The sequence below is a fragment of the Treponema sp. UBA7567 genome, assembly GCF_002476655.1.
Classification (GTDB): domain Bacteria; phylum Spirochaetota; class Spirochaetia; order Treponematales; family Treponemataceae; genus Treponema_D.
Genome location: NZ_DLLH01000008.1, coordinates 1 through 7920, shown reverse-complemented (window position 1 = coordinate 7920; position 7920 = coordinate 1). Strand labels below are relative to the sequence as shown.

Here is a 7920-nt window from a genome sequence, read left to right as displayed (position 1 = left end):
AAAAAATGAAAAAATTCAATTTGACAGCCTTGAACCTATGGCGATTGAACCTGGAGTTGAATGGCTTTTGGTAACTTCTCCTTATACAGCCTGCCATAAAGAAGCCGGATATGAAAATCCTGTCGAAAGTTATTTGCGCCGTGGCGAAATCAGGGTTGTAGAAGGAAGCTCGACAGTAAAAATTGACGATAATTACGAAAAATGGTTTTTTGTAAAGGAAGGCTGGATTCCTGAAAACTGCGCAAAAATTTTTTCAAATAAATTGCGTGCGCAGACTGCTAAAAGCGAACTGCGCTAGAGTGTGTGCGTGCAAGCACGCTGCGAGATTTTGCTGGCGCAAAACTCGGATTTGAACTGTTCGCTAAAAGCGAACCGCGCTAGAGAGTGTGCGTGCAGGCACGCTGCGAGATTTTGCTTACGCAAAACTCGGATTTGAACTGTTCGCTAAAGCGAACCGCGCTAGAGGATGGAGCGGTGAGCGTAGCGAAAACAAAGGCTTGCCTTTGGTCGGAGGCGAAAGCCGTAGCCGCGGAATACTCGGTCTGCCTTATGGCAGAAGCGCCCGTAAAATTATAAATAAAACTGAAATTTAACGACACTTAAGAAGTTTACTATTTATTAAATTTTATAAAAATGGTATTACATAACTATGGACAGCAAAAAAGTTCTGGAAAAGTTGCTTGACTCTTTTAAAAGATACTACGACTTGAATACTGAAAATCCTGTCAGCCCTTTTGTTGCGACTGCGGAATTTCATTCTCATACGGAGCAGTACATGCTCTTGAAAATCGCGCATCTTTCGGACATTTATACTCATGAGTACGTTTATTTTGCGCTCGAAAAAGAATTGTCGGCCGAGCGTTTGGCGGAACTTGCAGAGCTTGCCTGGAACGACGGAATTTCAAAGGTTAAGCCGGTTGAAGGGCACAAAACTTCTGACGTTACTTTGATTGTGCTTGCTGAAAAAACTTGTGGCGAAGTTCTGAAAACTTGCAGAAAAATAAAAAAGCACAAATCTTATAATTTTACTTTTCGGGGATGGAGTGATTTGAGACTGGCTGTAATGGATCTTTCTTGCGGAAGTTTTGCGGTAAATAGGCTTGCAGGGCATTTGAAGAAGGTCTTTAAGCAAATTATTTTTATTTAATAAAAATTGCCTTGATTTTGAACTGCTCAGTTTTGACGGTTTTTAGGTGATTTTTGAAAAAAGTTTTTTTCCAATGGAGGGAAAAGATTATGACAGCTTTATTGATTATTATTGCTGCTCTTGCTTTGCTTTTTGCCGGATATGTTTTTTATGGCGCTTATCTGGCAAAACAGTGGGGAATTGATCCTAAAAAATCAACTCCGGCGAATTTTATGCCTGACGGCGTTGACTATGTTGAGACAAAGCCTGCCGTTTTGATGGGACACCATTTTTCTTCGATTGCTGGCGCAGGCCCGATTAACGGTCCGATTATGGCCGCAGTTTTTGGCTGGGTTCCTGTATTTTTGTGGTGCGTTATTGGCGGTATTTTCTTTGGCGGTTTGCAAGATTACGGTTCGCTCTTTGCTTCAATCCGCAACGAAGGAAAATCAATTGGCGAGATTATCAAAACATCGATGGGAAAATTTGCTAAAAAACTGTTCATTATTTTTTCGCTTCTCGTTTTGATTCTTGTAATTGCTTCGTTTGTAAATGTTGTAGCAAGCACTTTCTTTACTCCAGCCCTTACTGCGCAGCAGGTTGCAGACGGAGTAAAAGAAGCCGGTCTCTTTGTTCTTCATCCTACTGAAAACCAGACGACTGCAATGATTTCTGTCTGCTTTATTATTCTTGCTGTAATCTACGGACTTGCTACAAACCGCTTTGGTGTAAAAACTCTTCCTGCGACAATCGCCGGAATTATTGCAATTGTTGGAATTATTGTTCTTGGGTTGAATGTTGGTCTTGGCGGCGGACGCGTAACTTGGATTGTTGTTATTGCCCTTTACATTGCCCTGGCTTCTCTTATTCCTGTATGGATTATGCTGCAGCCTCGCGACTATCTTTCTTCGTTCTTGCTTTATGCAATGATTCTTCTTGCTCTTGCCGGAATCGTAGTTTCTGCCTTTACCGGCTCAGCTCGCGGTGTTCATTTTGAGCTTCCTGCTTTTACAGGCTGGACACAGTCAATCGGACATATGTTCCCGGCTCTCTTTATTACAGTTGCCTGCGGCGCTTGCTCTGGCTTCCATTCTCTTATTGCTTCTGGAACTACTTCTAAGCAGCTTGATGCTGAACAGAACGCAAGGCCAATCGCTTACGGTTCTATGCTGATTGAGTCTGCTCTTGGTGTAATTTCTTTGATTGCTCTTGGCATGGTTTCTGGAAAATTTATGCACGTAGAAAACGGAATATGGTCGTTTAATGGTTCTCCTGCCACAGCTTTTGGAAACGGAATTGCAATTATGTTCGGAGATTCTTCGACACGAATTTATAGAATAATCAATGCGCTTTTGACGCTTTCTATTTCTGTATTTGCGCTTACAAGCCTTGATTCTGCAACTAGACTTTCGCGTTTTATGTTCTCGGAACTCTTCTTGAATGAAGATGAAAAAACATGGAAAGATGCAAAATCTCCAGTCCGCAAAATCCTTGCAAATCCGTTTTTTGGAACAACAATGATGGTTGTGATTGGTTCAATCCTTGGAGGACTTAAACTATCTGCAATTTGGTCGCTGTTTGGCTCTGCAAACCAGCTTCTTGCAGGAATTGCTCTTCTTGCAGTTGCGGCATGGCTTGGAAAAGCCGGTAAAAACAATAAAATGTTCTTTATTCCAATGGCATTTATGTTGGCTGCGACTTTGACACAGCTTATCTTTACTGTTGTTGGAAAAATCTCTGCAATGGTAAGACACGCGCCAAACGCAATGCATTGGGGCAACTGGTTCCAGCTTATATTTGCGTTTGCAATGGCGGTTTTGGCAATCGTGCTTGTGGTTGAAGGTGTAAAAACTTTCGTAGCCCAGCACAACGCTAAAAAAGCCAATGCCTAGGCTGTAAAAAAATAAAAATAAAAATCAAAAATCCCCGGCTCTCCTTAAATAAAAAGGGAAGCCGGGGATTTTTTTACGCTAAGTTAGAAAAAAATGCGTTAATGAAAGGTTTGAGCGGAAAATTTACCCCGGACAAGAGTGGCGGCGTAGCCGTTGCGGAACGGAGCAATGCGAAGTGTGGCAATGAAGCCGAAAGGCGGAACCACGGCTGGCCGGATATGACGGAAAATTGCGGTTCAAATTTAAAATCTTTGCATAATCTTGACATTTTCAATAAAAAGTCTTGAAACGCTGACTGTAGGATTGTCTTATCAAAAAAACGGAGGAGACGGAATAGATGCTTGAGCGTTGAAGTCCGTTGTTTTTTAGAATCCAAAACGTTTTTTTGATAAGGAAAAAACTATGAAAAGACTTACAGTTGTTATCGGTGTTGCTGCTTTGGTTTCGGCAGGACTTTTTGCAGAGGAATTGGCTTCTTCTCCGATTTCAGATGCTGGCGCTGCGGCTGGATTGAATGTTCAGAACGAGGCTGCTCCGGCTGACGACGGCGTTCTTTCGGCTCAGGAAATTTCAAAGTCGATTGAGGAAGTTGACGGAATCAAGGTTTTTGCCGAAGTTCTCAAAAATTCTTCTGACACAGTTGCTTCTGTAGCTTCGGCTTCTGGCGTTACTGTTCTTGCTCCGGTTGACACAGTTGCTGATTCTGAAAAAATTTCAAAGAACATTGCCGACTACATTGTTCCTGAAAAACTTACAAAGGAAAATTTGGAATCAAAAAATTCTGTTCAGACTCTTTCTGGAAAAGTTCTTCCAGTCGAAGTTTCCGACACTGCGATTCTGATTGACAATGTTGAGATTTCGGATTTTTCTTCCAGCGCGGATGACAAGGTTGCTGTCTGCCGTCTTTCAGGAGATTTCAGCGAGAAAAGCCTTGCGCTTGCTGAGTAGAAAAAAATTGGGAAACATTACTGTCATTCCCTTGCTTGACAAGGGAATCTGTTTAGAAATTATCCGGTCAAGCCGGATAATGACAAAGTAATATGTCAGATAATGAAATTAAAACTATAAATAAGAGGAAGAAAAAATGAAAACAACAAAGAAAACTTTTATCGCCGTATCAATGATTGGATTCGCCGCAATTATGTTCTCTTGCGCCGGAACGAAAAAAACAGAAGCTGCTGTAGATTCAAATGCTGCTGCACAGGAAAATGTTCCTGAAACTTCTTTTTCTGAAACAAAAGCCTTAGAAACACAAAACTCACAGGCTGCCAGTGACAATGCAGATTCTGCTGCTCCGACAGAAAATGTTCCTGCTGAAAATACGCAGGCAGGAGAGGAGGGGGCTCTGTAAAATAATAATACTTGAAAGTTCATATTTAACCGTTGTTTCTTTAGCAGGACTAAATATGTCTCCGTTTTAGCCCTGCTTTTTTTATTTGTCTTGAAACCGTTTTTTTGTTTTTGTATAATTTTTAATGAGAATTTTTTATGGAGACTTAAGAAAAAATGAAATCATCTCGTTTTTTTTGTTTGGCGTTTGCATCTTTTTTTATTTTTGGAGGCGCAGAAGTTTTTCCGCAAAACACGGTTTCAGTTTCAAAAAATACATTGGCTACCTCTCCTGAATTCAGCGGCTCGCCGGTTTCCGTCACAGAATACCGCGGGGCTTCTCCAGACACGTTAAAAAAATACAGCGTTCTTGAATTTGCGGACGGGCGGATTTTTAAGGAAAGGCAGTTCGGCGACGACGGCTCTGAAAAAACTGTTGTCGGGCGGAAATTTCTTGATGACGGAAAGATTTCAGAAATCACCGGGCTTGACTCGTCAAAAAACGTGAAGTGGCGGTATTCCTACGGCTACGGCGAAAAGGGGCTTCTTGCAAGCGAGACTTCTTATTCAGGAAGCGGCGAGATAGAGTGGCGCGCGGAATATTCCTACAATGAAAAATCCAGGCTTTCTGAATGCAAGACTTATTCTGCCGCAGGCGCATTGAACTTTACGGAAAAATACATCTATACGGAAGACGGACGGATTAAAGATTATTCTTCGTTTTATGCGGACGGAAAACTTTTCAAGCGCGTCGAGTACATCTACAATGCGGATTCCACTTTGGCGCAGGAAAAAAACTACGACGCAAGCGGATTTTACGAGAGCGTGAACTATTCGTATTCAAACGGAAAGGCTTCTGCGGTAAGAACGCTCGGCGCGGACGGAAGCCTGAAGACTGAGGAGACAAGAACTTTTTCCGCAGGAAATATGATTCGCTCGGTTCTTAAAAACGCGGAAGGAAAAACTGTCTCTGAAAAAGAATTCTTCTACGACTGGAAAGGAAACATTGTTCTTGAAAAAAATCCGTCTGGAATAATCATGCGGAATTTTCTGTACAATGCGCCGGTTTCAAGTCAGAATTCATCTTCTGCTTCATCTTCATCTGAAAAAAAGGAAAACTGAAAAATGGCCTGCGTGATAATTGTTGAGGACAACTCGCTGATTCGCGATGCTGTTTCTGGCTACCTAAAGCTTGACGGCTACAAGACTCTTGAATTCGGCGGAGTTTCGGGCGTTCTGGACGCGGTAAAAAGGGAGACGGCCGACCTTGCGATTCTTGACGTTATGCTCCCCGACGGAAGCGGATTCGCGCTCGCAAAGGAAATAAGGGCTTCAAGCGACATTCCGCTTATTTTTCTTACCGCAAAGGATTCTGAATCCGACAGAATCCTGGGCTTTGAGCTTGGCGCGGACGACTACATCTGCAAGCCTTTTTCTGCGAAGGAACTTGTTCTTCGTGTTCACGCGCTTTTAAGAAGAAGCGGAAAAACAGACAGCGGAAAAAGCACTGCTTCGGGCGAATGGAAGAGCGGAAACTCGACCGTTATTATTGACGAGGCGAAGCACAGCGTGAGCGTTGACGGAAACATGGCGGAGCTTACTTCAACAGAATGGAAAATCCTCTTGTATCTTGCGTCCAACGCCGGGCAGGTTGTCTCGCGCGAGCAGCTTTTGGGCGAGTGCCTGAACTATTTTTTTGAAGGCTCGGAGAGAACGATAGACACGCACATGGCGAACCTGCGCTCAAAAATCGGGCAGCAGTGGATTTCAACCGTAAGGGGCTTCGGCTACAGGTTCAGCGGAATAAAGGCAGATTCCAAAAAGTAGAAAATGAAGTCAATTTTTGCACGGATTCTTACAGGATTTATCGCCGCCTCGTTTGCCGTAATCGCCGCAATGTCGGTCATTTTCACAGTGTCGGTGAGCCGCTCGATAAACGACTGGAACGCGGACAAAAGGGACGACTTTGTGGCTCTGATTCTTCCGGCAATCTCAAAGACATACAGGTTTGCAGGAAGCCTTTCTTCTTCCGAGCTTGAAAAAGCCGTAATGCCGTACACAACGGACTCTCTTTACATCTACATTTTTGACAGGAACAAAAAGCCCGTTCTTCTTCTTGAAAAAGGAAAAGTCAGCACTCAGGACGAAGTTGAAAAATCTGTCGGCTCGCTTTCAACTTTCCTGTCGCTCAATTCACCGGTTCAAATAAAGGACGGAGGCGAGACAATAGGCTATCTTTGCGCGGACAACATCGGATTTCTGGCGTACAAGGCGAACAGAATTTTTGTTTCCACGATGGAAAAAGGGCTTTTCGCAGGAATCGCTCTTGCGGTCTCAATCACGCTCGCCCTTTCCGTGCTGATTTCAACAATGCTCTCGAAAAAGGCGCGCTCTCTTGCCGACTACATCTCTTCCCCGGACTTGATGAAAAAGGACATGGCGGCTCTTGGCGTGAACGAGTTCGACAGGATTCTCGATTCGGTCAAAAAACTGAAATCGAGGCTTTTGCACGAGGAGACTTTGCGCCGGCAGTGGATGCAGGACATCTCGCACGACCTGCGCACTCCGCTTACCGCTGTGAAAATGCAGGTTGAGGGAATGAACGACGGAGTTCTTGAGGCGACAGGAGAGAGGTTTGCGGCTCTTTACTCCGAGCTTACTTTGATAGAAAAACTGGTGTGGAATCTTCAGGACTTGAGCCGCTTTGAGTCCCCGGAGATGAAAATCTCCCCTGCGGACGTGAACGCGTGCAGATTCGCAGATGATGTCTCATCCCGGTTCGCGCTTCTTGCAAAAAAGAAGAACATAAAATTCACTATCAAGAAAAACTGCGCGGAGGACTTTGACTTTAAGGCGGATCCGCTTCTTCTTATGCGCTGTGTCTCAAATCTTTTGCAGAATGCGTTCCAGTACACGGCGGAAGGCGGAGAAGTCTCGCTTTGCGTTGAAAAGACTTGTGAAAATCGCGTGAAAATCTCCGTGCTTAACACAGGCGCAATCAGCGAGGAAGACATTCCCCACGTGTTCGACCGGCTTTACCGCGGCGACCGCTCAAGAAGCACGGCAGGCTCGGGGCTTGGCCTTTCAATCGCGCAGGCAATCGCAAACCTCCACGGCGGAAAAATCGAAGTGCAAAATACGACGAACAAAAGCGGAGAGAATTGCGTGTGCTTTGCGGCGGCGGTGTAGTTTTTTTTTTGCAATGGCCAAACGCACTTTTAACTCGTTCGAAAACTTTCACACGCTGCCCAACGCATTTTTTGCTCATTCGAAAATTTTTACGGCTTTGCCCAGCGTACTTTTGACGCGTTCGAAAACTTTCACATGCTGCCCAACGCATTTTTTGGTCGTTCGGAAAATTTTATGAGCCGCCCAACGCACTTTTAACTCGTTCGAAAACTTTTACGCTTTGCCCAGCGTATTTTCAGCTCATGCAAAAATTTTATTTTCTTCTCATCGCTTACACAAAATCAAAAAATCTGCTAGGATAGGCGAAATTAAAAATTCAAATGCAATCTAACGAGCAGCCAAAAGCGTAAGTCCAGTTCGGGCGCGTTTTTAGGCTGCTTTTTT

Annotated in this window: 8 protein-coding genes; all 8 read left to right on the top strand. The window is 44.0% G+C overall.

Features of this window, described 5'->3' with window-relative positions:
- Positions 1 to 298: hypothetical protein (locus B3Y13_RS00590; RefSeq protein WP_296691973.1), on the top strand; the 298-nt coding region annotated here is incomplete at its 5' end.
- Between the two features lie 351 nt (positions 299 to 649).
- The gene (locus tag B3Y13_RS00585; RefSeq protein WP_296667285.1) at positions 650 to 1147 is read left to right on the top strand and encodes a hypothetical protein; all 498 of its coding nucleotides are present in this window, start codon (positions 650 to 652) and stop codon (positions 1145 to 1147) included.
- Positions 1148 to 1236: 89 nt separating this feature from the next.
- Positions 1237 to 3018 carry a carbon starvation CstA family protein gene (locus B3Y13_RS00580; protein WP_296667283.1) on the top strand — a complete coding sequence of 594 codons (1782 nt, stop codon included), beginning with the start codon at positions 1237 to 1239 and terminating at the stop codon, positions 3016 to 3018.
- 402 nt (positions 3019 to 3420) lie between these two features.
- Entirely contained in the window at positions 3421 to 3966 is a 546-nt protein-coding gene (locus B3Y13_RS00575; protein ID WP_296691971.1) for a fasciclin domain-containing protein, read from the top strand.
- Between the two features lie 136 nt (positions 3967 to 4102).
- Entirely contained in the window at positions 4103 to 4369 is a 267-nt protein-coding gene (locus B3Y13_RS00570) for a hypothetical protein (RefSeq protein ID WP_296691968.1), read from the top strand.
- Positions 4370 to 4524: 155 nt separating this feature from the next.
- Positions 4525 to 5469, top strand: a complete 945-nt coding sequence (locus B3Y13_RS00565) for a hypothetical protein (protein WP_296691966.1) — start codon at positions 4525 to 4527, stop codon at positions 5467 to 5469.
- A 3-nt stretch (positions 5470 to 5472) separates the two neighbouring features.
- Positions 5473 to 6174, top strand: a complete 702-nt coding sequence (locus B3Y13_RS00560; protein WP_296691965.1) for a response regulator transcription factor — start codon at positions 5473 to 5475, stop codon at positions 6172 to 6174.
- Between the two features lie 3 nt (positions 6175 to 6177).
- Positions 6178 to 7536 (top strand): sensor histidine kinase, encoded by a 1359-nt coding sequence (locus B3Y13_RS00555; RefSeq protein WP_296691962.1) that lies wholly within the window; start codon positions 6178 to 6180, stop codon positions 7534 to 7536.
- The last annotated feature ends 384 nt before the right edge of the window (positions 7537 to 7920 follow it).

Coding starts and splice junctions, on each gene's coding strand:
- B3Y13_RS00575 (WP_296691971.1), top strand. CDS start 3,421: ATGAAAAGACTTACAGTTGTTATCGGTGTTGCTGCTTTGGTTTCGGCA.
- B3Y13_RS00570 (WP_296691968.1), top strand. CDS start 4,103: ATGAAAACAACAAAGAAAACTTTTATCGCCGTATCAATGATTGGATTC.
- B3Y13_RS00585 (WP_296667285.1), top strand. CDS start 650: ATGGACAGCAAAAAAGTTCTGGAAAAGTTGCTTGACTCTTTTAAAAGA.
- B3Y13_RS00560 (WP_296691965.1), top strand. CDS start 5,473: ATGGCCTGCGTGATAATTGTTGAGGACAACTCGCTGATTCGCGATGCT.
- B3Y13_RS00555 (WP_296691962.1), top strand. CDS start 6,178: ATGAAGTCAATTTTTGCACGGATTCTTACAGGATTTATCGCCGCCTCG.
- B3Y13_RS00565 (WP_296691966.1), top strand. CDS start 4,525: ATGAAATCATCTCGTTTTTTTTGTTTGGCGTTTGCATCTTTTTTTATT.
- B3Y13_RS00580 (WP_296667283.1), top strand. CDS start 1,237: ATGACAGCTTTATTGATTATTATTGCTGCTCTTGCTTTGCTTTTTGCC.